We start from the raw sequence: 26,230 nt of genomic DNA, 5'->3' as shown, positions 1-26,230 counted from the left end.
CCGCGCTCAGCCGCCGGACGTGTCGAGCACGGCCTCCATCACCGACCGGGCGATGGGGGCCGCGCTGCCGCCGCCGCTGATGTCCGCCCGGTCCGCCGCCGCGTCCTCGACGACGACGGCGACCGCCACCTGCGGCGTGGAGGCGTCCGGCCCCTGCGCGTAGGAGATGAACCAGGCGTACGGCACGCCCTCGTTGTTCACGCCGTTCTGCGCGGTGCCCGTCTTGCCGCCCACCGTCACCCCCGGGATCCGCGCGTTGGCGCCGGTGCCCTTGGTGACGACGTCGACCATGAGCTGCTGGAGCTGGGTCGCCGTGTAGGCCGACATGACCTGCGCGTAGCTCTTGTCGTCGGTGGTCGACACCGTCGTGCCGTTCTTCCGCGTCGTGCTGTCCACCAGGTGCGGCTGCATCAGTGTCCCGCCGTTGGCGACGGCCGCCGAGACCATCGCCATCTGCAACGGGGTGGCCGACGTGTCGAACTGGCCGATGGAGGAGAGCGCGAGCTGCGCCTTGTCCATGTCGGTGTCGAAGTTCGACGCGGCGGCTGTCATCGGGATCCGCATGCGGGCGTCGTTGAACCCGAAGTTCCGCGCCATCTTCACCATGCCGTCGAGCCCGACCTTCACCCCGAGGTTGGCGAACACGGTGTTGCAGGAGGCGGCCATCGCGTACTCCAGCGTGGCGTTCTCGCAGGCGTCGGACGAGGACTCGTTGGTCAGCTGCGTGGTCGTGCCCGGCAGGGTGTACGGGGACGGGGTGTCGGTCGCCGTGCCGGTCCCGGCGACGATGTTGTTCTCCAGCACCGCCGCGGCCGTGACCACCTTGAACGTCGAGCCCGGGGGATAGGTCTCGCGGATCGCCCGGTTGAGCATCGGCCGGCTGGGCGCGCTGTTCAGCCGGTTCCAGTTGTCGACGTCGGACCTGCTGGTCCCGGCGATGTTCCCCGGGTCGTACGACGGCGTGGAGACCAGCGCGAGGATCTTCCCGGTCGACGGGTCGAGCGCCGCGACGGCGCCCTTCTTGCCGCCGAGCCCTTCGTAGGCGGCCCGCTGCGCGGCCGCGTTGATCGTCGTCCGCACGTCGCCGCCGGGGTTCTGGAACCGCGAGATCTCGTTCCAGAAGGGGACCGTCGACAGCATCGCGTCGGTGCCGGACAGGACGTCGTCCTCGGCGCTCTCCACGAACGTGGTGCCGTACGTCTGCGAGGCGTACCCGGTGACGGGCGCGTACAGCGGGCCGTCGCGGTACGTCCGCTGGTACCTGTACGTCTCACCCGTGTTCCGCGAGCCGGTGACCGGCCTGCCCCCCACCAGGATGTCGCCGCGCGGCTGGTCGTAGCGCTGGATGGTCTCGCGCCGGTTCGCCGGATTGGCGTCCAGCGACGGGGACTCGAAGACCTGGACGCGGGCCGCGTTCACCAGCAGCGCGACCAGCAGCACGAAACAGAAGACGGACGCGCGGCGGATGTACTTCGTCACGGGGCGGCCTCCGGGGCGCTCTCGGGGAGCAGCGAGCCACGCGCCGAGTCACTGATCCGTACGAGGATCGCGACGATGACCCAGTTGGTGACGAGCGACGAGCCGCCCTGCGCCAGGAACGGCATGGCCATGCCGGTCAGCGGGATCAGTCCCATCACGCCGCCCGCGATGACGAACACCTGGAGCGCGACGATCGAGGCGAGACCGATCGCGAGGAGTCGGCCGAACGGGTCGCGCAGCGCGAGCCCGGCCCGGTAGCCCCGCTCCACCAGCAGCGCGTACAGCAGGAAGATGGCGGTCAGCCCGGCCAGGCCCAGCTCCTCGCCCGCCGTCGCCAGGATGAAGTCCGACTTGGCGGCGAAGCCGATGAGGATGGAGTGGCCCATGCCGAGCCCGGTGCCGAGCATCCCGCCCCAGGCGAACGCGAACAGCGACTGGGCGAGCTGGCCGGCGCCCCGGCCCGCGTCGATGGAGGCGAAGGGGCTCAGCCAGTCCTGGACGCGGGTGTGCACGTGCGGCTCGAAGGACCCGACGAGGACCGCGCCGACGGCGGCGAGCACCAGCCCGATGGCGATCCAGCTCCCGCGGCCGGTCGCCACGTAGAGCATCACGACGAACAGCCCGAAGAAGAGCAGGGACGTACCGAGGTCGGTCTCCAGGACCAGCACGCCGACGCTCAGCAGCCAGATCACGAGGATCGGCGCGAACACCCGCATGGTCGGGAACTGGAAGCGCCACACCTTCTTGCCGGTGTAGCGCAGGGCGTTGCGGTTGGCCGCGAGGTAGCTGGCGAAGAACACCGCCAGCAGGATCTTGGCGAACTCGCCGGGCTGGATGGAGAAGCCGCCGATCTGGATCCAGATCCGGGCGCCGTTCACGGCCGGGAAGAAGATCGGCAGGATCATCAGGACCAGCGCGGCGACCACCGACAGGTACGCGTACCGCTGGAGGACGCGGTGGTCGCGCAGGAAGACCACGAAGACGATGAACAGGGCGACGCCGAGCGTCGACCAGACCAGCTGGGTGGGGGCCGCGTCCGAGTCCGGGGTCTCCAGGTCGAGCCGGTAGATGAGGACCAGGCCCAGCCCGTTGAGGAGCACGGCGATCGGCAGCAGCAGCGGATCGGCGTACGGGGCACGGAAGCGGACCGCGCCGTGCGCGAGGAGCGCGAGCACCCCGAGCCCGGCGCCGTAACCGGCGGCGCCGGGCGGCACCGTGCCGTTCTTCGCGAGCCCCACGTCGCAGTAGCCGTAGACGCTGAGCAGCACGGCGAGCAGGATCAGGACGAGTTCGGTGCCCCGGCGCCGCGGGACGCGCACGGCCGGCACCGCGGCGGAGGCCGTGGCGGCCACCGGTCCCGATGAACCCGTTGATCCGGTCATGCCCGGAACCTAGCAAGTTCACCGGTGATATCTGGATATGTCAGCACCAACGGGGCGCCGCGCCGATGTTGGCGATGTACTTCGCCGACCCCCAGGCCCAGGTGCCGTCGGTCAGCAGGTACCAGAGGTTGTTGCCCTCGACCCGGTCGCCGCCCGTCTTGCAGAAGATCGGGACGATCTTGTTGTACGGCTCGGTGCGCACGATGCGGCTGCCGCGGGTGGGCGAGTCGCGCAGGTTCAGACCGCTCTTGGCCGTGACCCGGCCCTTGTAGACGGGCGGCCTGCCGCTCCCGGCGGAGTCGGCGGCGACGGCGGGCGACACCGTGGCCGTCAGGCCGGCGAGGGCCGTGACGGCGGCGACGGCTATGCCCAGGCGGGTGGCTGCGGTCCGAGTGCTCATGGAGCCTCCTTGGGGAGGAAGGGCGGCGGGTACCCGGGAAATGGGTGTAAAGCCGCGCTTCACAGTAAAAGCGTCACGGAACGGGCGCAAAAGGTCACCGGGTGTACTGCGCCGCCCGGGTTGCGTCCGGGGCGCGCCCCTACGGCCGCTCGGGCTCGTCGTACGGCAGCGTCAGCGTGGCCAGCGCGCCGCCGTCCACCGCGTTCGTGAACTCCAGCCGCGCGCCCAGGACTTCGGCCTGGCCGAACGCGATGGTCAGCCCGAGCCCGTGCCCGCGCGCCCCGCCCTCGGTGCGGAACCGCTGCGGCCCGTGCTCCACCAGGTAGTCCGGGTAGCCCTCGCCGTGGTCCCGCACGGTGATCACCGGCCCGTCGACGGTCAGCACCACCGGCGGGGCGCCGTGCCGGTGCGCGTTGCCGACGAGGTTGCCGAGCACCCGCTCCAGGCGCCGCCGGTCGGTCTCCACGCACACGTCCCGTACCACGACGACCTCGGCCGGCGCCCCCGGCGAGGCACGCACCACCCGCTCGGCGACCGGCCCCAGCCAGGCCGCGTCCAGCTCCACCCGCTCGCTGCGCGCGTCCAGCCGGGAGATCTCCAGCAGGTCCTCGGTGAGCGTGCGCAGCGCGGCGACCCGGTCGCGGACCAGCTCGGTGGGGCGGCCCGGCGGCAGCAGCTCGGCCGCCGCGTGCAGCCCGGTCAGCGGGGTGCGCAGCTCGTGGGCGACGTCGGCGGTGAAGCGCTGCTCCGTGAGGATGCGGGCCTGGAGCGAGGACGCCATCGAGTCGAGCGCGCCGGCGACGGCGGCGACCTCGTCCTGGTGGCGCTGCGGGTCCTTGGTGCGCGGGTCGTTGACCCGCGCGTCCAGGTCGCCCGCACTGATCTTGCGGGCCACCCGGGCCGTGGTGTGCAGCCGCCGGGTCACCCGGGTCACCGCGAACGCCCCGACGAGCAGGGTCGCGCCGATGGCCAGCACCGAGGAGCCGAAGATGGCGTTGTCGAGGCCGTCGATGGTGCGGGCGCTCTGCTCGTAGTCGACCTGCACGGCGAGGGCACGACCGCCGCGGGACGCTGCGCCGGGCGCGGCTCCGGGAGCCGTTCGGGGAGCTGTTCCGGGCGCCGCCCCGGGCGCCGCCCCGGGCGTTCCGTCGGACCGGCAGCACCCCGGGCCCGGGGTGCTGCCGAATGAGGTGCCGGCGCTGCCGGAGGCCGGGCCCGCCGCCCACATCACCGGCCGCGTGCCCGACCGGCCGAGCATCGTCCCGTGCTCACCGCGCGCCGCGAGGTCGCGCAGCGGCGCGGGCAGTCCGGGCGGGTCGACCGCGGCGTCCGGCCCGAGCCGGTCCCCGGCCGCGAGCGCCCCCGCCGCCTCCTCCAGCCGCGACAGCGCCCGGTCCCGGGCCTCGCCCACCGTCTGCCGGGTCACCGAGACGTGCACGAGCACCCCGAGCAGCGCGGTCAGCGCGCAACACATCACCGTGATGAACGCCGCCGCCTTCCAGGTGAGCGACGCGGCCCGCGCGGGCAGCCACGGCCGGTGCGCGGGGAACCTCATGACGCGCTCGGCGAGGGACCGGCCGACGGGGTCCGCGACGGGCTCCCGGACGGGGTGGCGGGCGGTGTCACGGACGGGCTCGCCGACGGCGTCCGCGGCGGCCCGGTCCGCACGATCTCGTCACGCGTCGGCAGCATCGCCTTCTGATGGACGTCGTACGACCACGAGGTCCGGTACTCGTACCCCGACAGGTCCGCGACGGCCCGCACGACGACGGTGTCACCGGCCAGCTCGACGCTGATCACGGCGTCCTCGTCGTTCATGATCTGCGTCAGCGTGCCGCCCCCGTACGTGTACACGCGCACCACGAGCTGCTGCTTCGGCGCCTCGACCCCGACGACCATGTCGTCCTCGCCGTCACCGGTCAGATCGGCGAAGTAGGCGTGCAGGACGGGGCAGTCGGGCCCGCGCCTGCCCGGATCGCCGCAGTCGGCGAGGCCCGCCGCAATGTCCTTGTACGTCTCCGGGTCCGCGGCCTGCTGGGCCCGCAGCACCCGGACCGGATCCACCCGGCGCAGGTCGCCGCCCGGCACCGCGACCCCCTCGACCACGTCGGTCTCGCCCGAGCCGTAGTCGTCGACCGCCGCCGAGGCGGGCGTCAGCGACGGCCACAGCTCGCGCGGGCCGACCGCCGTCGGGGTGGGCCCCGCGCTCTCCAGGCCGCCCGAACCGCCGCACGCCGAGAGCAGCAGCGCGGCGGCGGGCACGGCGAGCGCGCACACCGCCGCCGGACGACGGCCGGCGCGCCAGGGCTTCACTGCGCTCCACGCTCCTGTCTCCGACGGCACCCGCCCGGTCACGGTCCTCGTGCGCCCCTGCGGCGCCGCGTACACCCTATGGGCGGGGAAGTTCTTTTTCTCCGGGAGATCCTTTCTATGGGCCCGCGGAGCCGCGCGCACCCGGTGGGGTGGCGCGGGGTGGTACTCCGGCCGGTCCGGCGCGCTGAGCAGGAGAAGCCCGCCGCACACCCCGCCCGGCGGCCGTACGCGCCCGGCCCGCGGCCCCCGCCGCACCCGCGCCCCGCACCGCCGGGAGGGGCCCGCGGACTCCTTGCCTGCGGCCGTTCTTGCTGCTCCCATGGTCGGAGGGGTGGTGATGGGGCATGAGCGGACTGCGTGTCATTCCGGCCTGGCGGCACGGTCAGGAGCGGCTCTACGTCTACGGGGAGGACGGCACGAACATCGCCTGGTACGACCGTGAGGCGAGCCGGGTGAATCTGCTCAGGGAGTCGAGCAGGGAGGCCGTGCTCGCGGCGCTCGGCCCGTTCGTCACCGGCGAGTTCACCGTCGGCCCGCCGCCGGTGCCCACGCCGGTGGAGCTGGCCCGGCTGAGTCTCCACCCGGACGACGACCTCGCGCCGAACCGGCCGGGGGAGGCCCTGCTGATCGCCCTCGACCGGGAACCCGCGGCCCCGCGCAGGCTGCGCACCGACCCGCGCCGCAAGGACCTCGCCGCGCAGCAGCGGGTCGGCGAGGCGCTCGACGCCCTCGAACCGGCGGGCTGGCGGGTCCTGCACTCGGTGCCGCTGCCCGGCGGCGACCGCATCCACCACCTGCTGATCGGGCCCGGGGGCCTGTTCGCCGTCCACGTCCTGCCGGCCCGCAGGCAGCGCGTCCGGCTCAGCGACCCCGACCCGCTGCTGCGCCGCGCCCGCACGGACGCGTCCCGCGCCTCCTTCGCGCTGACGGCCGAGGTCCGGGCCGCCCTGATCCTGATGGACCCGGCCTCCCTCGAACTGCCGCCACCGCCGCCCCGGCACGTCCGCGTCCTCCCGTTCACGGACCTCCCGGCCCTGACCCACCCGGCCGCCCTCCTCAAACCGGCCGACGTGGAGGCCCTCCACGCCATGTCCCGAGACCGATCCACCTGGTCCCACGTCTGACCCCACCCCTCGCGCCCCGCCCGGCCGCGTGCTGGCGGGCAGGGCTTGCCGGTGGGGCGCGAGAAGCGGCGACGGCCGGGCCGGGGCGGCGCGCAGCGCCCACTGGAGGGGCGCGGGGAACGGCGCGAGAAGCGGCCACCGTCGGGTCACGTGGCGATGGGCCGGGGTGGCGCGCAGCGCCCACTGGAGGGGCGCGGGGAACGGCGCGAGAAGCGGCCACCGTCCGGTCACGTGTCGACGGGCCGGGGTGGCGCGCAGCGCCCACTGGAGGGGCGCGGGGAACGGCGCGAGAACCCCCACGGACGCGCCACCCGACGACGAGGCCGGCGAGGCGCGCAGCGCCCGCCAAAGAACCCGCACACCAGCTCCGGCACCATCCCCAGCTCGAGCACGAGCCCCAACACCGACACCGACACCAACACCGACACCGACACCGACACCGGCACCGGCACCAACACCGGCACCGACACCGTCAAGCACCCCGAACCCGAACCACCTCGGCCGAGAACGCCCCATGCCGAGTACTCCGCTGCCGAACCTCCACCACCACCTCCGGCACCCTCTCCACCCCCTGATAGACCACCTCCCCGACCCCCACCCCCACCACAACCCCCACCACCCCCGGCGCGGCGACCAACACGGCCCCCACCTCCCGCCGCACCCCACCCCCCAACGGCACCGACAACACCGGCTCCCCGTCCCCGGCGACCGCCACCACCAGCGCCCGCGGAGCCCCCACGACCCCGGTGAACCCCACCACCACGGCATCCTTGGTGTCGCTGTGCCGCAGCTTCAGCCACGACCGCCGCCCCCCGCGGTACGGCCCGTCGACCCGCTTGGCGACCAGCCCCTCCACCCCGGTGGCGACCAACGCCTCGTACCAGTCGAGCGCCGTCGCCCGGTCCGTCGTCGCCGGCACCGCCTGGAGCGGCGGCCCCAACGGCCCCAGCACCCCGACCAGCCGCGACCGCCGCTCCCGGTAGGGCAGCCCGCGCAGATCCCCGCCGGCGTCCCCCAGCAGGTCGAACGCGGCGTACGACGCGGGAAACTCCCGCGCGAGCCCCCGCGCCCGCCCGGCACTCGCGGCGGCGGCCCGCCGCTGCACGGCGGCGAAGTCGGTCCGCCCGTCCCGCCACACGACGACCTCCCCGTCGAGCACGGTCCCGGCCGGCAGCGCCGTCGCGGCGGCGACGAGATCGGGGAAGGCCCGCGTCACCGACCGCCCGGAACGCGCCTGGAGCACCACCCCGTCCGCGTCCCGGAACACCACCATCCGATGCCCGTCGAACTTCGGCTCGAACGACCAGGCCGCCCCCGTACCGTCCACCGGCAGATCGTCGACCGGCTCCGCCAGCGCCACCTCCACCGGCCGCCTCATCCCGGGATCCGTCCGGCCCGGGCGGGGTTGATCAGCGGCCCGAGCAGATCCCCGTACCGGCGCAGCCGAGGCGCGATGTCGTCGGCGCGGAACACCAGCTCGTCGGCGCGCGCACAGCCCGCGACCTCGTCCCAGGTCACCGGCGCGGACACGGTCGGTTCGGGCCGGGCGCGCAGGGTGTACGGCGCCGCCGTCGTCTTCGCGGCGGAGTTCTGGCTGTGGTCGACGAACACCTTCCCGGGCCGCAGGCTGCGCGCCATCCGGTGCACGACGAGATGCGCCAGCGCGCCCTCGGCCTCCTGCGCGAGCGCCTTCGCGTAGGCGCTGACCCGCTCGGACGGCGTCGGCACCAGCGGCACCAGCAGGTGCAGCCCCTTGGAGCCCGATGTCTTCGCGTACGCGAGCAGCCCGTCCGCGGCGAGCCGCTCCCGCAGCCACAGCGCCACCTCGCAGCACTGCACGACATCGGCCGGCGCCCCCGGATCGAGGTCGAGGACCAGCCGGTCGGCGACCCCCGGCGCGTCCGCCCGCCACTGCGGGGTGTGGAACTCGGTGACGAGGTTCGCCGCCCACATCAGCGTCGCCAGGTCCTGGACGAGGATCTGCCGCGCGCCGTCCCCCTCCGAACGCGGCACGGAGGCCGTCTTCACCCATGCGGGTGTGCCCGGCGGCACGTTCTTGGCGAAGAAGCGCTGGCCCCCGGGACCGTCCGGGAAGCGCAGGAAGGAGACCGGACGGTCGTACAGGTGCGGCAGCAGCGCACCGGCGGTGGTCGCGTAGTAGTGCAGCAGCTCGCCCTTGGTGAACCCGGACGCCGGATACAGCACCTTGTCCAGATTGCTGAGCGCGAGCCGCCGCCCGTCCACTTCGGTGAGGGGCGTCATACGCTCATACTGTGACAATCTGACTATCCGCACTCTTCTTGGACGTCTGGGCGAAACGGGAGGTACACCGTGCGCTCCATATGGAACGGCGCGATCTCGTTCGGCCTGGTCAGCATCCCCATCAAGCTGGTCAACGCCACCGAGAACCATTCGATCTCCTTCCGCCAGATCCACCTGGAGGACGGCGGTCGCATCCGCTACCGCAAGGTGTGCGAGCTGGAGGAGAAGGAGGTCACCGCCGCCGAGATCGGCAAGGGCTACGAGGACGCCGACGGGTCGATCATCCCGATCACCGAGGACGACCTGGCGTCCCTCCCCATCCCGACGGCCAGGACGATCGAGATCGTCGCCTTCGTCCCGGCCGACCGCATCGACCCCCTCCAGATGGACACGGCCTACTACCTCTCAGCGAACGGCGTCCCCGCCGCCAAGCCGTACACGCTGCTCCGCGAGGCCCTGAAGCGCAGCCAGAAGGTCGCCATCGCCAAGTTCGCGCTGCGCGGCCGGGAGCGGCTGGGCATGCTGCGCGTCGTCGACGACGTCATCGCCATGCACGGCCTGCTCTGGCCGGACGAGATCCGCACCCCCGACGACGTCGCGCCGGACACCCAGGTCACGGTGCGCGACGCCGAACTCGACCTGGCCGACGCCCTGATGGACACCCTCGGCGAGGTCGACCTCGCCGACCTCCACGACGACTACCGGGAAGCCGTCGAGAACATGATCGAGGCGAAGGCGTCCGGCGACGAGCACCAGGAGACCCCCGCGGCGTCCGGCGACGGCGGCGGCCGGGTGATCGACCTGATGGCCGCGCTGGAGGGCAGCGTGAAGGCCGCGAAGGAGGCACGCGCCTCGGGTGCATCGGACGACGAGGTGGCCGAGGTGACCCACCTGGCGGACCGCGCGCGGGGAAAGAAGACCACGCCGGCGAAGAAGACCGAGGCCGACAAGGCGACGAAGGCGACGAAGGCTACGAAGGCTACGAAGGCGACGAAGACCACGCAGCCGACGAGGGCGGCGAAGACGTCGAAGTCGACGCCTGCGGCCAAGCCCGCCGCCAGGAAGAGGACGACGGCCGCGGCGAAGAAGAAGACGACCGCGGCGAAGAAGACCACGGCGGGAAAGAAGACGGCCGCGACCAAGAAGGCGTCCGCCTGACGCACACCCCGCCGAACACCACCCCCACCTCCCCCCACCACCCCCACCTGGAGGAGCACGCGAAGGGGCGCCGGGAGCGGTGCTCCGTCCGACGAACCGACGAACCGGACGGGCCACCGCTCCCGGCGCCCCACGCCTCAAACCGACACGCGGCGGAGCGCGCTCGCGCCCGCGCCCGCGCTCCCGCTACCTCCGCCTGGCCACCTCACCGGCGTCCTTCTTGAAGGCCCACTCCATCTTCGGCTCCATGACGAACCGGAAGGCGCGTTGCACGGGTGGTGTGCACAGCACGGTGATGAGGGAGGCGGCGAACAGGGTGGCGACGACCTCGCCCCCCGGCGTGTGCACCCAGTCGGCGTCGTACCAGTCCCAGAAGCGGGAGCCCTTGGCGATGAACCCGTGCAGCAGATACCCGTACAGCGTCCCGGCGCCGAGCGCGGTGAACCAGAGCCTGCGCCCCGGCACCCAGGCGAAGAAGCAGGCGGCGAGGACCACCGAGCAGCCGAACATGGCGAGCGTCATGACCGCGCCGGACCAGCCCGGCGCCGCCAGCTCCTGGGCGCTGTCCCGGCGGTAGAACCAGGCGGCGTTCATCCGCGGCGCCGCCCAGTAGGCGAAGAGCAGCGCACCGGCGAACACCGGCACGGCCAGGAGCCGCGCCTCCTTGCGCCGCACGAGCTGGAAGTGCTCGGGCTTCAGGCACAGGCCGAGGACGAAGAACGGCAGGAACTGGAGGACGCGCTGGAGGTCCAGGTCGTCACCGATGTCGGGGGAGACCGAGGCGAGGACCGCGATCGCGAGCGACAGCGGCAGCGGCCACCGGACGACCTTCCAGAACGGCGTGGACAGCCGCCACACGAACAGCGCGATCAGGAACCAGGTCAGGTACCAGGGGTCGAGCAGACTGATCGGGTAGTCGGGGTCGCCGCCGGCGGTCCGCTTGAAGAACGTGTACGCCACCTCGAAGACGACGTACGGCACGGCCACCCCGGTGATCAGCCGCTTCAGCCGGCCCGGGCTCGCGTCGAAGGACCGCGAGAAGTAGCCGGAGATCACGATGAACGCCGGCATGTGGAACGAGTAGACCGTCATGTACAGCGCGGACGCGGCCCGGCTGTCACCGCGCAGCGGCTCCCAGGAGTGCCCCATCGCGACCAGCACGATCGCCAGATACTTCGCGTTGTCGAAGAACGCGTCCCGCGCCTTGCCGGGCTTCTTCCCGGCCGTGGTCCCGGCCGCGGTCCCGGCCGCGGCGGCGGACGCCGGAGCCGTGGCGCCGGAGGCGGGGGAGGAGGTGGGGGCGGCGGTGCGCTGGTCCGGCAGTGGGGCCCGCTGCGCCGCGAGCTGAATCGGTTCGCTCATGATCCCTCCCAGATGGAACCTCGACCCTCGTCAACGCGTCTTCTCTGGTTTACGGGATTCATGTGGCGGCGAGACATCTCAGGCACCGTAGTCACCGATTGCGGCGCACGTAAACCTGTGTCGTACACGGGTGGTGTCCGTCACACGGCGCTGGAAGGCCCCTGCCGCCCCTTCACGGGCCGGGTGTGGATCCGGGACAGACAGGCCGGCAGATCGCCCCCCTCGACCCGTCCCCTGGCCCGGTACGCACTGGGCGTTTCCCCCACCAGCTCGGTGAATCGCGAGCTGAAGGACCCCAGCGACGTACACCCCACTTCGAAGCACACCTCGGTCACCGAAAGGTCCCCCCGGCGCAGCAGCATCTTGGCCCGCTCGATCCGCCGGGTCATGAGATAGCTGTACGGAGTCTCCCCGAAAGCGGCACGGAAGCTCCGCGAGAAATGGCCCGGCGACATCAACGCCGTCCGGGCCAGAGCGGTGACGTCCAGGGGCTCGGCATACTCCCGGTCCATCCGGTCGCGGGCCCGCCGCAACCGCACAAGATCATCCAAATTGCCCACACCCGAATGATCCCACGCAGACGCGAAACGGCCGATGGTGCCCGTCATGAGACGTGCCCCGCTCCGTGCAGGAGCTAGGCGGGCGCAACCATCGGCCAGTCACCCGGGGTTGCCGGCACCCGAGGACCCTCACACTGAACCGCCACAGGATCCCGCTGTCAAAGGATTTCCGCCCTGCGGCTCCCCACCGCCGCCCCCTCACCCCACCGCTGCCGCCCTCCGCAACCATCCGCGTGCGGGAGCTGTCCTGACGGATGTGACGACGCGTATGTCCGGGCGCCGCGGTGAGCAGCGCGGCCTGAAACTGATACCGGTCGGCCTTGCTCTCGGCGTGACGTTCGCCGTCGCGGTGGCGGTCGCCGGCTTCGTCTTCTTCACCGGCTGGGACCTGCTGGACGTCCAGGGGCTCAAGCCGGAACGCCGCATCGACGCCAAGACCCTCTTCGACCTCGTCAAACTGGCGTTCGGTGTCGTGGCCGGCGCCGGGGCGCTGGTCGCGCTGGTCGTCGCCTACCGGCGCCAGCGCGTCGACGAGGACGCCGCGCTGCGCGAGGCCACCCGGCTCCACACGGAACGCTTCACGGCCGCCGTGTCCCAGGTCGGCCAGGAGTCCGCCGCGGTCCGGCTCGGCGGCGTGCACGCCCTGGCCGGCCTGGCCGACGACGCCCCCACCACCGCGCTGCGTCAGACCTGCATCGACGTGCTCTGCGCCTACCTCCGGCTGCCCTACATCGCCGAGAGCGCGCTGCCCGCCGGTGACGTGCGGGCCGAGCACGAGTACCGGGGCCTGCGCGAGGTCCGGCACACCGTCATCCGACTGGTCCGGGACCATTTGCGGCTGGAGGAGGGGCACCGGCACGCGTGGCGCGGGCACGACTTCGACTTCACCGGCGTGGTCTTCGACGGCGGCGACTTCTCCGGCGCGGTCTTCGGCGGGGGCACGGCCAGGTTCACCGGCGCGGTGTTCGCGGGGACGGCGATGTCCTTCGCCGGTGTGCAGGTACTGCCCGACGCCACGTTGGACTTCACGCGCGCCGTCTTCGCGGGCGCGCGGGTCGACTTCGCGCGATGCGCGTTCAAGGGCGGCTCGGCGGACTTCACCGAGGCGCTGTTCCGGAGCGGGACCGTCGACTTCAGGGGCTGCGGGTTCAGCGCGGGCCGCGTCCTCTTCCGCGGTGCCCGGTTCACGGGCGGCACGGTGTCCTTCAGCGGAGACCGTCCCCTCCCGGCCGCGACGGGCGTGCACTTCTCCGGGGGCACGGTCGACTTCGACCGGGCCGTGTTCGCCGGTGGACGGGTCACGTTCGGCGGGGCGAGATTCTCGAAGGGAAGCGTCTCGTTCCGGCGCGCGGAGTTCTCCGGCGCCGACGTGAGCTTCGAGCACGCCCGCTTCGAGGGCAGCGGCGTCGATCTCGCCGAAGGCGTGTTCTCGGCCGGCGCGGTCCGCTTCACCGCGGCGGAGTTCTCGGCGGGCGCGGTGACGTTCCGCGACGCGGTGTTCGTCGGAGCCGCGGTGGACTTCGCCCAGCGGTCCCTCGTCGGCGGCACCCTCGACTTCACCGGCGCGCGCGGCGCGCCGCCAGGAGCACTGATGCCGTCGGGCTCCGCGCGCGGCACCGCGCCGGCGGGCCTCATCGTCCCGCCGACGTGGTGACACCCGACTCCCGCACCAGGACTGCGAACCAGGCCCGGGGCCCCCGCTGACGTACACGGGCGCGGAACCGTTTCACGGACGGCCAGAGGGCTATATCCGTAGGGACGCAACGGAGTTGGGGCGGGACGGGGCGTGGACAGGGGGAGAAGCGCGATGACCGGCGCACACGGGGTGACCCCGGAAGACGAAAAGGCGGAAGAGGGCCGGACGGAGCCCGAACCGACGGTGGACGAGCCACCGGAGATCGACCACGGGTCGAACGGGTCGGACGGGTCAATCGAGACGGACGAGTCGATCGAGACGGGCGGGTCAATCGAGTCGGGCGGGTCGAGGGAGAACGACACGGAAGCCTCGCCGGTGGCGGAAGCGCGTGCCGACGGGGCGGGGGTGCCCCTGGGGCCCGTGGACATCCCCCGCCAGCTGCCTCGCGCGGCGACGCACTTCACGGACCGGGTCGCGGAGCTGGCCCTGCTGGACGAGGCGGCCGGCAGGGCCGACGGTCTCGTCGTGGTGTCGGGACCGGCAGGGGTCGGAAAGAGCGCTCTGGCGGTGCAGTGGGCGCGACAGGCGGCGGACCGCTTCCCCGACGGCCAGCTCTACACCGATCTGCGCGGGTACCACAGCCTCCCGGCGCAGCGGCCCGAGGAGGCACTGCACTCCTTCCTGCTCGCGTTCAACGCGCCGATGGAGAACCTGAGCGGACACCTCGAGGCGATGGAGTCCAGATTCCGCACCGTGCTGCACGGCCGGCGCGTGCTGATGGTGATCGACAACGTGCGCAACGCCGAGCAGGTGATCCCCCTGCTGCCGGGATCGTCCGGATGCTGTGTCGTGGTGACCAGCCGCAGCGAACTGAGTTCGCTCGCGGCGACCCACGGAGCGGACCGCGTACCGGTGCGCCCGCTGCCGCAGGACGACGCGGTGCACCTGTTCTCCCTGGTCTCCCGGCAGGGCCGCACGCAGCAGATGGCCCGCCTGGCCGAACAGTGCGGCCGCCTTCCGCTGGCCGTGCGGATCGTGGCCGAACGCAGCCAGACCGCCGCCGACATCACGGATCTCATCCAAACGCTGGAAGACCCCGCCCAACGCATGGACGTCTTTGTCAGCGACGACGAGGAGACGGGAGTCCCCATGGCTCTGTCCTGGTCCTACGAGGGCCTGAGCGACCCCAAGGCCCGCGCGTTCCGGCTGCTCGCCCTGCACGCGGGACCCGACTTCTCGCCCGCGTCGGCCGCGGCGCTGCTGAACGAGACACTGGAGTCGGCGCAGCGGCTGCTGCGCTCCCTGAAGTCGGACAACCTGCTCGAGGAGATGTCGGACCGCCGCTACCGGTTCCACGACCTCGTACGGGACTACGCCAGGACACGGGTCCTCGAAAAAGAGTCGGAGGCGGAGCGCGTCGCCGCGGTCCGCCGCGAGCTGGAGTACTACCTGCGCTGCTGCGACGCCGTGGACCGCCTCATCGCCCCGCAGCGCCGGCACGTACCCGTGGACGAGAACAGCTTCGCCCTCCCGCTGCCCGACCTCTCCCACCCGGCGGGCGCCCTCGCCTGGTGCGACGCGGAGGTTGTCAGCATCGCCGCCGCCGTGGACCAGGCACGGCGGGGCGGCATGAACGACCTGGCGTGGAAGATCCCCATCTCGCTCATCTACTACTTCGTGGTCCGCCACCACCACACCTACCGCCACGACCTCTCCGTGGTCGCGCTGCGGGCCGCGCGGCTCTGTCACGACACGTCGGCCGAGATCTGGGCCAACATCTGCCTGGGCGGCGCGACCGGCGAGGTCGGCAGGCACACCGAGGCGGCCGAATACTTCTCAGCGGCACTGGACCTGAGCCGGCAGACCCGCGAACGCGAGTGGGAGGACATCGCGCAGGACAACCTCAACTGGACGCTGCGCCTGGCGGGCCGCCACGAAGAGGCCTACGCCCGGCGGAAAGAAGCACTGGACCGGCACACCGGCGAGCAGGACCAGCGCAGCCAGGCCATCAGTCTGAACGAGCTGGCCACCCTGAGCCTCATCCTCGATCAGCCCGAACGCGCCCTCGAACACCTGCTGGCCGCCCTCCCGCTGTCCCTGGCGGCCGACGACACACTCCAACGCGCGGCGATCCTGCACCAGTTGGGCACGACGACCCTCCGCCTGGGAGACCGCGAGGCGGCCACCGACTGGTTCGCCCAGGCGGTCTCCCTCCGCCGCGAGAGCGACGACCTCCCCGGCCTCGCGGACTCCCTCGTCGAACTGGGCCAACTCTGCGTGGACACGAACCCGGACACGGCCCGCGAGGCCCTGACCGAGGCCCTGAGAGTCATGGGACCCCTGGGGCACTCGCGCACGGAGGAGATCCGCAGCATGCTGGAATCCCTGTCGTCCTGACGGCAAACCCCACGGTTTAGTCACTCGACCCTGCGAAGGCGATAGGCCATCTGACCGCGTAGTGGGGTTGCGTGGGGGATGCTCGCTTAGTGGATCGCGTGCACACCTCGCCATACTGCGACGCCAACTGTTCCCGCGTCGAAGATGGCCAGCCCAGGAAATGCCGTCTGTAATTATCGATTAGATTAGCTTAGACCTCCGGTAGGTCTGGTTTTCTGCCGCCGCACTCACTGTATTGCGCACGAAATCCATGATTCCTAGAACTTCTATATAGAGTTCTTCATAGGAGTCGGCATCGACGCTCAGGTATTGACCGTGAGCTATTTCGTTACGCACTCTTAGGAGTTCGTAATCGATCAATCTCGTCTTGGTTTGGATGGGAGAAGCGTCGAGGCCGAGGGATTCGAAGAGGTCGAAGCACCTGGCACTGTTCAAGTTGGACTGAGTGTCCACCCCGCGGCGCCAGGGGATTTGTGCTCGTGTGGCATCTCCTGACAGCAGAGCGTGAGCCCTCCGAGTGATTCGGCGAGTCGCGGACAGCCCCTCTTGGGAATCAAGCGCCGACTCGTGTCCAAGTGCCACCAACGCAGGGTGGAGTTCACCATAGGTCAGACGACGACGCCCGATGTACTGGAGGTAAATCGAGAGGCAATGCTTCGCGTAACCCTCCCAGTGCGCATAGAGAAGAGGCACGCCGGCACGGCAAAGAGCGCGTTGAGCCGGGCTTTCAGTTTTCGCTCTGCGAATTGAGCTGAGATAGCTATGAAGCTCGCTGCGACGCCAAGCCAAATCCTCATCCAGCGCGTCCTGGAGTTCAGAGAGTGTCCGCACCTATTCCCCCAGGGAAAAAACCTTTTGACCAACCTCGAACATATACGGGATACGCAGGTCTGCGGACTTTCCTGCACCTGTCCGACTCTGGAATGTTGCGTCCTTCCAGACAGCTTGCACTCGCTGGCGGAGAATCTTAGGTCGAACGCCGTCTTCGAGCTGCTTCCACTGATCGTAGTTGAGCCCCAGGCCAGTTGTCACCGCTTCGAAGGCGGAAACTGTAAATCGACCACTGTACCTAGATTTTGCGGAATCGTAGCGCTTGAAGGACGATTCTCCCAATGCTGCGTCGAGCCACGAGAAAATATCCGTGAAGCGCTCGTACTCGAAATCTCGATCGAAGGCTGGGGAGTCGATGAAATCGCGCATCCGGGAGGTCAGGAATTCGCCTACGTCAGCAAGGCCGGAGAGGTCGGATCGCTGAGCGGTGACAATGGAAAGATACCGGAGTGCGAGTTCGACACCGTAGGCCTCCTCCTCCTGCCGCTCGCTTAGGCTGACGGTCTGCGTGAAGGCCGGAGCTTTCGCCAGCTGTTGGAGCCATCTAAAGAATGTTGGATCCAACATCACGGCGAGACAGTTGCGCGCCTCTTGTTCGGAAAGATGAGCCCCGCTATTAAGACGCTGGAACAGGTCGAACTTCGCTTGCTCGTCGCTTGTGTGCTCTACGATTTGAAAGTCAAGTCGAGCCCGCTTGAAGAATCGTTGTTGGGCTTCCGAGAGTGCCGTGGAGAGGCCTCCTTCAGGTGCGACTGATTCACTCCACACAACACCCTCAAGACTCTTCAGATAGTCTCCAGATGTCAGTGGTTCGGGAGCATCAAGTTTCCCGTCGTCCTTTCGTAGGGAGCCCATGAAGCGGAAAAGAGTTGACAGGCGTTGGACCCCGTCTACAACATCCCACACACCATCTTTCCGTGCGGCCACAAAAATAGGTGGGATCGGGATTCCGAGAAATACGCTCTCGATGAGTCGAGACTGTTGTTGAATTCCCCAGCGAAAGATTCTTTGAAACTCTGGGTGAATTTCGAGATCAGAGTTTTCGTACATGGAAAGCGCTTCATTGATCGCCATGCTGTAACGGTCGGTATGAATCTCCCGAGAGCGTTGGACGATTTCTTCCTGTAGCCCCACTTGCTCCTCCTTGAATGCCAGCTGTTTTGACATGCGGGCCCCCTCCCCTATCGCCCTGTACTGCATCAGTATGGACCGCGCTGCGGCCGGTTGGGTCCCTGATCGCTGAAGCGCTGTACCGAAATGTGGGGTTGGAGAGGCGTGAGCCCGACTGTCCAAGTCCCGGCGGACCCCTGGGAGCTTGAGACTGGGCTCGCAGAGGGGGCTAGGCGGGTGGACGGAGTGGTGCGAAGTAGCACGCAGCACCTGTTGTCGACGGGGCGCCCTGCATCTCCCGCACCCCCCCATCCGGCTGTTCCGTGATCACCTGACGGGCTCGATACGGCGCGGCCCACCACATGCATCACGGACCGGCTCAGCTCCGGTCTCCCCGCGCAGGCACGTCCCCGGAGGTCATCGACCGGCACACCACGGGCTGCATCGACAAGGGCGAAGTGAAGGACTACAAGGAGATCGAAAGAACCATGAGGTGGTCAGAAGACGACGCCGGCACAGTCTAGAAACTGCGTCGGAGGTGTGTCGCGAACACGGGGAGACAAAGAGGTCGCGAACACGGGGAGACAAAGAGAGAGGGCGGGAGTCAGTGAAACTGACTCCCGCCCTCTTCGATCAGGCATCCGCGCTGACCACCCAGGAACGTTCCTAGGTGATAGGCGAGTGCCCCCGGCAGGATTCGAACCTGCGCACACGGCTCCGGAGGCCGTTGCTCTATCCCCTGAGCTACGGGGGCGTGCGCCGCGCTGTGCGGGGCGACGGGTAGAACAGTACCAGCTTGGTCGGGGTCCTCATGAACAGGTATTCCGAGGTGGCGGGGAGGGGGCGGAGCGGGGTCGGGTCCCCTGTACGGGGCGGAAGTGGGGAAAACCCGGACGCGGTGGCCGGTGCGGACCTACTCTCGAGTTGTGCCAGGCGCGTCGGGCCGGGTCCTTGTCGTGGACGACAACAAGGTCATCCGGCAGTTGATCAGGGTCAATCTCGAGCTGGAGGGCTTCGAGGTCGTGACCGCGGCTGATGGTGCCGAATGTCTGGAAGTCGTGCACCAGGTGCAGCCCGACATCGTCACCCTCGACGTGGTCATGCCGCGCCTCGACGGCCTGCGGACCGCCGCCCGGCTCCGCGCCGACGACCGGACCAGTGACCTGCCCATCGTCATCGTCAGCGCCTGCACCCAGTACGAGGTGGAGAGCGGGCTCGACGTCGGGGTCGACGCCTTCCTCGCCAAGCCCTTCGAGCCCGGTGAACTCGTGCGCGTCGTCGGCCAGTTGAGGGAGCGCGGGCGTGCCCGTCGGAGCGGCGCCGCGGAGCGTGGCGGCGCGGGCGACGACGGCGGGGCACGCGACGGCGGCCCTGACAGTGCCGCCCCGGACGGCGAGGGCGACGGGACCGCAGGGCGGGCCACCCGCACCGCCGACGCCTGAGGCCGACGGCACCCCGGACGGCGCCCCCGACAACACCCCGGACGGCGAGGGGGACGGCACCCCGGAGGGCCGGCACGGGCCGGCACGGGCGCCGAGGCGATCCCGGTCCCACCGCTCCGACCCGTCCGCATCGCGGACCATCCGCGTAACCGACTCGCCTCCCCACCCCCCTCCTCCCCTACGCTTGCCCTGTGACGCCCGCCGACCTCTCCCGCACCGTCCTGCGCGCCGTCCGCCGCGCGGTCGACGACGGTGAGTTCGGTGTGGTTGCCGCGGGGGACGTGGAGCGGGCCGTCGCGCGCGTCGTCGTCGAGCGGCCCCGGCCCGGCGGACACGGGGACTACGCCACGAACGCCGCGCTCCAGATCGCCCGGCCCACCGGCCGCCCCCCGCGCCAGATCGCCGAGGTGCTCTCCCGGCGGCTCGCCGGCAGCCCGGGGATCGCGGCCGTCGAGATCAGCGGGCCGGGGTTCCTCAACCTCACCCTCGTTGCCGCCGACCCCGGCCGCGAGCTCGTCGGCGACATCCTCCGGCAGGGGAGCGGCTACGGGCACGGGGACGCCCTGCGCGGGCACCGCCTCGACCTGCGCGTCGCCCCCGAGCTGCGCGCCGAGGTCGTCGCCGACGCCCTCACCCGGATCGCCCGCAGCCAGGGCGCCGAGGTGCGCGACATAAAGGCCCCCGTCCCGGCCGACGGCGGTGACCACAGCGGCACCGGCGCCCCCGCCACCGTCCGGCCCGTCACCGTCCAGCCCGGCGCCATCCAGCCCGGCGCCATCCAGCCCGTCACCGACCGGCCCGCCACCATCCGGCCCGCCACCATCCGGCCCGCCACCATCCGGCCCGGCGCCATCCAACCCGGCGCCCCCCAGCCCGCCACCATCCAACCCGTCTCCGTCCGACCGGTCCCCGTCACCGACCCCGACCGGCTGTACGCCCGCCTCGGCCGCGACGCCGCCCGCTGGGCCCTGCTCCACCCCGCCGCGCACGACCACCCGCGCACCGCCACCGCCGAGGACCGCGCCGTCCTGCTCGCCCAGCGCGAGACGAACCCCCTCTTCCGCGTCCGGTACGCGCACGCCCGCACCCGCGCCCTCACCCGCAACGCCGCGGACCTCGGCTACGCCGGCGAGCCCGGGCCCACCCCGGGCCACGACCGGCTCGTCGCCGCGCTCGGCGAGCACCCGCGCCTGCTGCTCTCCGCCGCCACGCACCACGCCCCCGACCGGCTCGCCCGGCACCTCGTCGGCGTCGCCGACGCGCTGCTGCCCGCCCTCGGCGACGTCCTGCCCCTGGGCGGAGAGAAACCCTCGGCCGCCCACCGCGCCCGGCTCGCGCTCGCCGAAGCCGCCGGGACGGTGCTGGCCGGCGGCCTGACCCTGCTCGGCATCGACGCCCCCGTACACGTATGAGCATCACGAAGAGAGCGCAACCGCAGCCATGAGCCGTTCCGCACACCCCGCAGGCCCCCGGCACGCCGACGTCCTGCCCGAGGGGCACTACGCCGCCCCGCCGACCGACCTCAACGTCCTCGACCCCAAGGTCTGGTCGCGGACCGTCGCCCGTACCGAGGACGGCGGCACCACGGTCGGCGGCATCGAGGTCGCCCGGCTCGCCGAGGAGTTCGGCACCCCGGCCTACTTCCTCGACGAGTCCGACTTCCGCGCCCGGTGCGCCGCCTGGCGCGACGCCTTCGGGCCGGACGCCGACGTGTTCTACGCCGGCAAGGCGTTCCTGAGCCGCGCCGTCGTGCGCTGGCTGCATGAGGAGGGGCTCAACCTCGACGTCTGCTCCGGCGGCGAACTCGCCACCGCGCTCGCCGCCGGCATGCCCGCCGAGCGCATCGCCTTCCACGGCAACAACAAGACGGAGGAGGAGATCGAGCGCGCCGTCGCCGCGGGCGTCGGGCGCATCGTCCTCGACTCCTTCCAGGAGATCGTCCGCGTCGCCCACATCGCCGACGGACTCGGCAGGCGCCAGCGCGTGCAGATCCGGGTGACCGTCGGCGTCGAGGCGCACACGCACGAGTTCATCGCCACCGCGCACGAGGACCAGAAGTTCGGCATCGCGCTCGCCGGGGGACAGGCCGCCGAGGCCGTGCGGCGCGCCCTCAAGCTCGACGGGCTCGAACTCATCGGCATCCACAGCCACATCGGCTCGCAGATCTTCGACATGGCCGGCTTCGAGGTCGCCGCCCGCCGCGTCGTCGGACTGCTCGCCGAGGTGCGCGACGAGCACGGCGTCGAACTGCCCGAGATCGACCTCGGCGGCGGCCTCGGCATCGCGTACACCAGCGACGACGACCCCCGCGAGCCGCACGAGATCGCCAGGGCGCTGCACGAGATCGTCACCCGCGAGTGCGAGGCCGCCGCCCTGCGCACGCCCCGGATCTCCGTCGAGCCCGGCCGGGCCATCGTCGGGCCGACCGCCTTCACCCTCTACACCGTCGGCACCGTCAAGCCGCTGGACGGCCTGCGGACGTACGTGTCCGTCGACGGCGGGATGTCCGACAACATCCGCACCGCGCTCTACGACGCCGAGTACACCGTCGCCCTCGTCTCGCGCCGCTCCGACGCCGAGCCGCTGCTGGTGCGCGTCGTCGGCAAGCACTGCGAGAGCGGCGACATCGTCGTGAAGGACGCTTTCCTGCCGGCCGACATCGCCCCCGGCGACCTCATCGCGGTGCCCGCCACGGGCGCGTACTGCCGCTCCATGGCCAGCAACTACAACCACGCGCTCCGCCCGCCCGTCGTCGCCGTGCGCGACGGTGAGGCCCGGGTGATCGTGCGGCGCGAGACGGAGGAAGATCTCCTGCGTCTCGACGTCGGATAAATGAAATATCTGTCTCATTATCCGGACCGGGGGCAGAATCCCCGGTCCGGTAAGTGAGACTGGACCCACCGTAGGGATGTGGTGCGTAGTGCCATGTCGCAGTAGGAGAGGAAACGAGGTCGGATGATGCGTACGCGTCCGCTGAAGGTGGCGCTGCTGGGCTGTGGGGTCGTCGGCTCAGAGGTGGCGCGCATCATGACGACGCACGCCGACGACCTCGCCGCCCGCATCGGCGCCCCCGTCGAGCTCGCCGGCGTCGCCGTCCGCCGCCCCTCCAAGGTGCGCGAGGGGATCGACCCGGCCCTCGTGACCACGGACGCCACCGCGCTCGTCAAACGCGGCGACATCGACGTGGTCGTCGAAGTCATCGGAGGGATCGAGCCCGCCCGCACCCTCATCACCACCGCCTTCGAGCACGGCGCGTCGGTCGTCTCGGCCAACAAGGCGCTGCTCGCCCAGGACGGCGAGGCCCTGCACGCGGCCGCCGCCGCACAGGGGCGCGACCTGTACTACGAAGCCGCCGTCGCGGGCGCCATCCCGCTGATCCGGCCGCTGCGCGAGTCCCTCGCGGGCGACAAGGTCAACCGCGTGCTGGGGATCGTCAACGGCACCACGAACTTCATCCTCGACAAGATGGACTCCACGGGCGCCGGCTACCAGGAGGCCCTGGACGAGGCCACCGCCCTGGGCTACGCCGAGGCCGACCCGACCGCCGACGTCGAGGGCTTCGACGCCGCCGCGAAGGCCGCCATCCTCGCCGGGATCGCCTTCCACACGCGCGTACGCCTCGACGACGTGTACCGCGAGGGAATGACCGAGGTGACCGCCGCCGACTTCGCGTCCGCGAAGGAGATGGGCTGCACCATCAAGCTGCTCGCCATCTGCGAGCGGGCCGCCGACGGCCGGTCCGTCACCGCCCGCGTGCACCCCGCGATGATCCCGCTGACCCACCCGCTGGCCTCCGTGCGCGGCGCGTACAACGCCGTGTTCGTCGAGGCCGACGCCGCGGGCCAGCTGATGTTCTACGGGCCCGGCGCCGGCGGCTCGCCGACCGCGTCCGCCGTCCTGGGCGACCTCGTCGCCGTCTGCCGCAACCGGCTGGGCGGCGCGACCGGGCCCGGCGACTCCGCGTACACGCAGCTGCCCGTCTCCCCGATGGGCGACGTCGTGACGCGGTACCACATCAGCCTCGACGTGGCCGACAAGCCCGGCGTCCTCGCGCAGGTGGCGACGGTCTTCGCCGAGCACGGCGTCTCCATCGACACCGTGCGCCAGTCGGGGAAGGACGGCGAGGCCTCCCTCGTCGTCGTCACCCATCGCGCGGCGGACGCGGCCCTCACCGGGGTCGTGGACGCGCTGCGCCAGCTCGACACCGTGCGCGGTGTCGCCAGCATCATGCGTGTTGAAGGGGAGTAGCAGGGATGACCGGAATGACCCACCAGTGGCGCGGCATCATCGAGGAGTACCGGGACCGGCTCCCGGTGACCGGCACCACGCCGGTCGTGACGCTGCGCGAGGGCGGCACGCCGCTCGTGCCCGCGCAGGTCCTCTCCGAGCGCCTCGGCTGCGAGGTCCACCTGAAGGTCGAGGGCGCCAACCCCACCGGCTCCTTCAAGGACCGCGGCATGACCATGGCGATCACCAAGGCGAAGGAGGAGGGCGCGCAGGCCGTCATCTGCGCCTCCACCGGCAACACCTCGGCGAGCGCCGCCGCGTACGCCGTGCGGGCCGGGATGGTCTGCGCCGTGCTCGTGCCCCGCGGCAAGATCGCGCTCGGCAAGATGGGCCAGGCGCTGGTCTACGGCTCGAAGATCCTCCAGGTCGACGGCAACTTCGACGACTGCCTGAACCTCGCGCGCAGCCTCTCCGAGAACTACCCGGTGGCGCTGGTCAACTCCGTCAACCCGTTCCGCATCGAGGGCCAGAAGACCGCCTCGTTCGAGATCGTGGACGCGCTCGGCGACGCGCCCGACCTCCACGTCCTGCCGGTGGGCAACGCGGGCAACATCACGGCCTACTGGAAGGGCTACAAGGAGTACGCCGCCGACGGCGTCTCCTCGCGCACCCCGCGCATGTGGGGCTTCCAGGCCTCCGGCTCCGCGCCGATCGTGCGCGGCGAGATCGTCAAGGACCCCTCGACGATCGCGACCGCAATCCGCATCGGGAACCCGGCGTCGTGGCAGCACGCGCTCGCCGCGCGCGACGAGTCGGGCGGCCTCATCGACGAGGTGACGGACCGTGAGATCCTGCGCGCCTACAAGCTGTTGGCGTCCCAGGAGGGGGTCTTCGTCGAGCCGGCGTCCGCCGCGTCCGTCGCCGGTCTGCTGAAGGCCGCCGAGCAGGGCAAGGTCGACAAGGGCCAGAAGATCGTCTGCACCGTGACGGGCAACGGCCTCAAGGACCCGGACTGGGCCGTCGCGGGCGCTCCGCAGCCGGTCACCGTGCCGGTCGACGCGGCCGCCGCGGCCGAGCGGCTCGGCCTCGCCTGACCCCCCGGCCCGCGCTGACACCCCGTCAACCGGGCCCGTCCGCACCCCGGGTGCACAGGGGGCTTACGACACGCATCGTGCGCCTCCTGTGCGCCCTATGTCGCCACAGAACCTTCCTTCGATAGTCTGTACCGAACCCGCCCACCGCCTGTGCAGCGGTGCCGCCGTCGTTCCGTCGTTTTCTCTTCTGATTCCGTCGTTCGCGGCCCGGGTGCCTCATCAGACATCGGAAGTCTCGGAAGTTCTCGAAACATCCCGCAGTTCAAGGAGAGTCATCGAGCGATGGCCGGTCCCGCGTTCCGCGCCGCCGCCGTCAGGGTGCGCGTCCCCGCCACCAGCGCCAATCTCGGCCCGGGCTTCGACAGCCTCGGCCTGTCGCTGGGGCTCTACGACGACGTGGTCGTCAGGGTCGCCGACTCCGGGCTGAACATCGACATCGCGGGCGAGGGCTCCGAGACCCTGCCGCGCGACGAGTCCCACCTCCTCGTACGGGCCCTGCGCACCGCCTTCGACGCGCTCGGCGGGCAGCCGCGCGGCCTGGAGATCGTCTGCGCCAACCGCATCCCGCACGGCCGCGGCCTCGGCTCCTCCTCCGCCGCCATCGTCGCGGCCGTCGTCGCCTCGCGCGCCGTGACGATAGGCGGCGACGCCCGGCTCGACGACGCCGCGCTGCTCGAACTCGCCACCGAGATCGAGGGCCACCCGGACAACGTGGCACCGTGCCTGCTCGGCGGCTTCACCATCGCCTGGATGGAGAGCGGCGCGGGCCGGGCCGTCCGCCTGGCCGCCGCGGATTCCATCGTTCCGGTGGTTTTCGTCCCCGGAAAGCCCGTCCTCACCGAGATGGCGCGAGGACTCCTGCCGCGCAGCGTCCCCCATGTGGACGCGGCGGCCAACGCGGGCCGTGCGGCCCTGCTCGTCGAGGCCCTCACCCGGCGCCCCGAGCTGCTGCTGCCGGCCACGGAAGACCGCCTCCACCAGGAATACCGCGCCCCGGCCATGCCGGAGAGCGCGGCCCTCGTGGAGCGGCTGCGGGCCGACGGCGTCCCCGCAATGATCTCCGGGGCGGGCCCGACGGTCCTCGCCCTCGTGGAGGACGGCGCGGCCGACAAGGTCGCCCGGCTGGCCGGAGAGGGATGGGCGGCCAATCGCCTCGCCCTCGACGTCGAGGGAGCGAGCGTGCTGCCGCTTGGCTCCTGACACACGGTTGCCGGATGAGAGAGGGGGAATGTTTGTTGGATCCGGTAGTGTTAACCTCAAACCTGCACCCGACCCCACCATGGCGAGGTGCAGTGTGTCCCCGTCCGGGACAACCATTCTTCCGGGAGCCTCCCCAGCAATTCATCGCGATGCCGTCGCCCGTCGACAGCTCGCGCTGAATGTTGTCGAGCTTGCTCCGGAACCGGCGTGACCCGTTCCGCGTGACACGGAAATTCAGTGCACCCGCGGAATC

Annotated in this window: 21 protein-coding genes and 1 tRNA gene; 10 read left to right on the top strand and 12 right to left on the bottom strand. The window is 71.1% G+C overall.

Features of this window, described 5'->3' with window-relative positions:
* Positions 1–6: 6 nt before the first annotated feature.
* The 5 genes from ACIP5K_RS00470 to ACIP5K_RS00450 all read right to left on the bottom strand — a co-directional run bounded on the left by ACIP5K_RS00470 (position 7) and on the right by ACIP5K_RS00450 (position 5,574).
* A complete protein-coding gene (locus ACIP5K_RS00470) occupies positions 7–1,479 on the bottom strand; it encodes a peptidoglycan D,D-transpeptidase FtsI family protein (RefSeq protein ID WP_401403419.1) in 1,473 nt (490 codons plus the stop codon).
* Positions 1,476–2,861, bottom strand: coding sequence for an FtsW/RodA/SpoVE family cell cycle protein (locus ACIP5K_RS00465; protein ID WP_401403416.1), 1,386 nt, complete (start codon positions 2,859–2,861; stop codon positions 1,476–1,478). The genes ACIP5K_RS00470 and ACIP5K_RS00465 overlap by 4 nt, the downstream gene beginning before the upstream one ends.
* A 40-nt stretch (positions 2,862–2,901) precedes the next feature.
* Complete coding sequence (locus ACIP5K_RS00460) at positions 2,902–3,261, bottom strand: SH3 domain-containing protein (RefSeq protein WP_401403413.1); 360 nt, start codon at positions 3,259–3,261, stop codon at positions 2,902–2,904.
* Positions 3,262–3,400: 139 nt separating this feature from the next.
* Positions 3,401–4,816: an ATP-binding protein gene (locus tag ACIP5K_RS00455; RefSeq protein ID WP_401403411.1), complete on the bottom strand. Its 1,416-nt coding sequence runs from the start codon at positions 4,814–4,816 to the stop codon at positions 3,401–3,403.
* A complete protein-coding gene (locus ACIP5K_RS00450) occupies positions 4,813–5,574 on the bottom strand; it encodes a hypothetical protein (protein ID WP_401403408.1) in 762 nt (253 codons plus the stop codon). The genes ACIP5K_RS00455 and ACIP5K_RS00450 overlap by 4 nt, the downstream gene beginning before the upstream one ends.
* A gap of 344 nt (positions 5,575–5,918) precedes the next feature.
* On the opposite strand from ACIP5K_RS00450, the gene ACIP5K_RS00445 reads away from it, so the two are divergent.
* Positions 5,919–6,698, top strand: coding sequence for a nuclease-related domain-containing protein (locus tag ACIP5K_RS00445; RefSeq protein WP_401403406.1), 780 nt, complete (start codon positions 5,919–5,921; stop codon positions 6,696–6,698).
* Positions 6,699–7,170: 472 nt separating this feature from the next.
* Here the strand turns inward: ACIP5K_RS00445 and ACIP5K_RS00440 are convergent, their stop codons facing one another.
* The gene (locus tag ACIP5K_RS00440; RefSeq protein WP_401403403.1) at positions 7,171–8,076 is read right to left on the bottom strand and encodes an ATP-dependent DNA ligase; all 906 of its coding nucleotides are present in this window, start codon (positions 8,074–8,076) and stop codon (positions 7,171–7,173) included.
* Positions 8,073–8,960, bottom strand: coding sequence for a non-homologous end-joining DNA ligase (ligD, locus tag ACIP5K_RS00435; RefSeq protein ID WP_401403400.1), 888 nt, complete (start codon positions 8,958–8,960; stop codon positions 8,073–8,075). Before ligD ends, ACIP5K_RS00440 begins: the two co-directional genes overlap by 4 nt.
* Before the next feature lie 69 nt (positions 8,961–9,029).
* Here ligD and ACIP5K_RS00430 point away from each other — a divergent pair, with 69 nt between their 5' ends.
* Positions 9,030–10,118, top strand: a complete 1,089-nt coding sequence (locus tag ACIP5K_RS00430) for a Ku protein (RefSeq protein WP_401403397.1) — start codon at positions 9,030–9,032, stop codon at positions 10,116–10,118.
* Between the two features lie 186 nt (positions 10,119–10,304).
* Here the strand turns inward: ACIP5K_RS00430 and ACIP5K_RS00425 are convergent, their stop codons facing one another.
* Both ACIP5K_RS00425 and ACIP5K_RS00420 read right to left on the bottom strand, forming a co-directional pair.
* Complete coding sequence (locus ACIP5K_RS00425; protein ID WP_401403394.1) at positions 10,305–11,480, bottom strand: acyltransferase family protein; 1,176 nt, start codon at positions 11,478–11,480, stop codon at positions 10,305–10,307.
* 140 nt (positions 11,481–11,620) lie between these two features.
* Complete coding sequence (locus ACIP5K_RS00420) at positions 11,621–12,088, bottom strand: helix-turn-helix domain-containing protein (protein WP_401403391.1); 468 nt, start codon at positions 12,086–12,088, stop codon at positions 11,621–11,623.
* A 208-nt stretch (positions 12,089–12,296) separates the two neighbouring features.
* On the opposite strand from ACIP5K_RS00420, the gene ACIP5K_RS00415 reads away from it, so the two are divergent.
* The gene (locus ACIP5K_RS00415) at positions 12,297–13,694 is read left to right on the top strand and encodes a pentapeptide repeat-containing protein (protein ID WP_401403388.1); all 1,398 of its coding nucleotides are present in this window, start codon (positions 12,297–12,299) and stop codon (positions 13,692–13,694) included.
* Between the two features lie 225 nt (positions 13,695–13,919).
* On the top strand, positions 13,920–16,073 hold the full coding sequence (locus ACIP5K_RS00410; protein ID WP_401403386.1) for an ATP-binding protein: 2,154 nt from the start codon (positions 13,920–13,922) through the stop codon (positions 16,071–16,073).
* Between the two features lie 180 nt (positions 16,074–16,253).
* Here ACIP5K_RS00410 and ACIP5K_RS00405 read toward each other — a convergent pair whose 3' ends face one another.
* From ACIP5K_RS00405 to ACIP5K_RS00395, 3 genes are all read right to left on the bottom strand, one after another.
* On the bottom strand, positions 16,254–16,904 hold the full coding sequence (locus tag ACIP5K_RS00405; protein ID WP_401403383.1) for an MAE_28990/MAE_18760 family HEPN-like nuclease: 651 nt from the start codon (positions 16,902–16,904) through the stop codon (positions 16,254–16,256).
* Positions 16,905–18,071 (bottom strand): DUF262 domain-containing protein, encoded by a 1,167-nt coding sequence (locus tag ACIP5K_RS00400; RefSeq protein WP_401403380.1) that lies wholly within the window; start codon positions 18,069–18,071, stop codon positions 16,905–16,907.
* A gap of 625 nt (positions 18,072–18,696) precedes the next feature.
* Positions 18,697–18,768, bottom strand: a tRNA-Arg gene (locus tag ACIP5K_RS00395).
* A gap of 172 nt (positions 18,769–18,940) precedes the next feature.
* On the opposite strand from ACIP5K_RS00395, the gene ACIP5K_RS00390 reads away from it, so the two are divergent.
* The 6 genes from ACIP5K_RS00390 (at position 18,941) to thrB (ending at position 25,977) form a co-directional block, all read left to right on the top strand.
* Positions 18,941–19,456 (top strand): response regulator, encoded by a 516-nt coding sequence (locus ACIP5K_RS00390; protein ID WP_401403377.1) that lies wholly within the window; start codon positions 18,941–18,943, stop codon positions 19,454–19,456.
* A 191-nt stretch (positions 19,457–19,647) separates the two neighbouring features.
* Positions 19,648–20,868 carry an ArgS-related anticodon-binding protein NrtL gene (gene nrtL, locus ACIP5K_RS00385; RefSeq protein ID WP_401403374.1) on the top strand — a complete coding sequence of 407 codons (1,221 nt, stop codon included), beginning with the start codon at positions 19,648–19,650 and terminating at the stop codon, positions 20,866–20,868.
* Positions 20,869–20,896: 28 nt separating this feature from the next.
* Positions 20,897–22,288, top strand: a complete 1,392-nt coding sequence (gene lysA / locus ACIP5K_RS00380; protein ID WP_401403371.1) for a diaminopimelate decarboxylase — start codon at positions 20,897–20,899, stop codon at positions 22,286–22,288.
* 123 nt (positions 22,289–22,411) lie between these two features.
* Complete coding sequence (locus tag ACIP5K_RS00375) at positions 22,412–23,704, top strand: homoserine dehydrogenase (RefSeq protein ID WP_401403369.1); 1,293 nt, start codon at positions 22,412–22,414, stop codon at positions 23,702–23,704.
* Positions 23,705–23,718: 14 nt separating this feature from the next.
* Positions 23,719–24,777, top strand: coding sequence for a threonine synthase (gene thrC, locus ACIP5K_RS00370; protein ID WP_401405195.1), 1,059 nt, complete (start codon positions 23,719–23,721; stop codon positions 24,775–24,777).
* Between the two features lie 282 nt (positions 24,778–25,059).
* Positions 25,060–25,977 (top strand): homoserine kinase, encoded by a 918-nt coding sequence (gene thrB / locus ACIP5K_RS00365; RefSeq protein ID WP_401403366.1) that lies wholly within the window; start codon positions 25,060–25,062, stop codon positions 25,975–25,977.
* The last annotated feature ends 253 nt before the right edge of the window (positions 25,978–26,230 follow it).

This window comes from Streptomyces sp. NPDC088785 (assembly GCF_044750685.1).
Lineage (GTDB): Bacteria > Actinomycetota > Actinomycetes > Streptomycetales > Streptomycetaceae > Streptomyces.
Note: the sequence above shows the minus strand (reverse complement) of the source record. Positions and strands in the feature narration are given on the sequence as shown.

Coding starts and splice junctions, on each gene's coding strand:
- ACIP5K_RS00465 (WP_401403416.1), bottom strand. CDS start 2,861: ATGACCGGATCAACGGGTTCATCGGGACCGGTGGCCGCCACGGCCTCC.
- ACIP5K_RS00460 (WP_401403413.1), bottom strand. CDS start 3,261: ATGAGCACTCGGACCGCAGCCACCCGCCTGGGCATAGCCGTCGCCGCC.
- ACIP5K_RS00455 (WP_401403411.1), bottom strand. CDS start 4,816: ATGAGGTTCCCCGCGCACCGGCCGTGGCTGCCCGCGCGGGCCGCGTCG.
- ACIP5K_RS00445 (WP_401403406.1), top strand. CDS start 5,919: ATGAGCGGACTGCGTGTCATTCCGGCCTGGCGGCACGGTCAGGAGCGG.
- ACIP5K_RS00440 (WP_401403403.1), bottom strand. CDS start 8,076: ATGAGGCGGCCGGTGGAGGTGGCGCTGGCGGAGCCGGTCGACGATCTG.
- ligD (WP_401403400.1), bottom strand. CDS start 8,960: ATGACGCCCCTCACCGAAGTGGACGGGCGGCGGCTCGCGCTCAGCAAT.
- ACIP5K_RS00425 (WP_401403394.1), bottom strand. CDS start 11,480: ATGAGCGAACCGATTCAGCTCGCGGCGCAGCGGGCCCCACTGCCGGAC.
- ACIP5K_RS00420 (WP_401403391.1), bottom strand. CDS start 12,088: ATGACGGGCACCATCGGCCGTTTCGCGTCTGCGTGGGATCATTCGGGT.
- ACIP5K_RS00400 (WP_401403380.1), bottom strand. CDS start 18,071: ATGTCAAAACAGCTGGCATTCAAGGAGGAGCAAGTGGGGCTACAGGAA.
- lysA (WP_401403371.1), top strand. CDS start 20,897: ATGAGCCGTTCCGCACACCCCGCAGGCCCCCGGCACGCCGACGTCCTG.
- ACIP5K_RS00375 (WP_401403369.1), top strand. CDS start 22,412: ATGATGCGTACGCGTCCGCTGAAGGTGGCGCTGCTGGGCTGTGGGGTC.
- thrC (WP_401405195.1), top strand. CDS start 23,719: ATGACCCACCAGTGGCGCGGCATCATCGAGGAGTACCGGGACCGGCTC.
- thrB (WP_401403366.1), top strand. CDS start 25,060: ATGGCCGGTCCCGCGTTCCGCGCCGCCGCCGTCAGGGTGCGCGTCCCC.